This window comes from Ralstonia sp. ASV6 (assembly GCF_016429285.1).
In the GTDB taxonomy this organism is placed as follows: Bacteria; Pseudomonadota; Gammaproteobacteria; order Burkholderiales; family Burkholderiaceae; genus Ralstonia; species Ralstonia flaminis.
This window is the reverse complement of sequence record NZ_JAELUI010000671.1, coordinates 1-301: the sequence shown is the minus strand read 5'-3', so window position 1 is coordinate 301 and position 301 is coordinate 1. Positions and strand designations below refer to the sequence as shown.

The window sequence follows — 301 nt, the reverse complement described above, 5'->3', positions numbered from 1 at the left end:
CCTGATCACGGTGGCGGGGCTGGTGTCGTTCAAGATGCTGTCGATCCAGAATTTTCCGGACATCGACTTTCCTGCTGTGTCGGTTACAGCCAGCTTGCCGGGCGCCACGCCCACGCAGATGGAGACCTGTCTCTTATACACATCTCCGAGCCCACGAGACATGGCGCCTGATCGCGTATGCCGTCTTCTGCTTGAAACAGGGGGGGGGGGGGGGGGGGGGGGGGGGGGGGGGGGGGGGGGGGGGGGGGGGGGGGGGGGGGGGGGGGGGGGGGGGGGGGGGGGGGGGGGGGGGGGGGGGGGG

General features: G+C 72.1%; 1 protein-coding gene. It reads left to right on the top strand.

All coding sequences use genetic code 11. The features are described from left to right. Positions 1 to 10: 10 nt before the first annotated feature. Positions 11 to 301, top strand: a 291-nt coding sequence (locus JHD73_RS30175) for an efflux RND transporter permease subunit (protein ID WP_368735574.1), incomplete at its 3' end; no start/stop codon positions are given.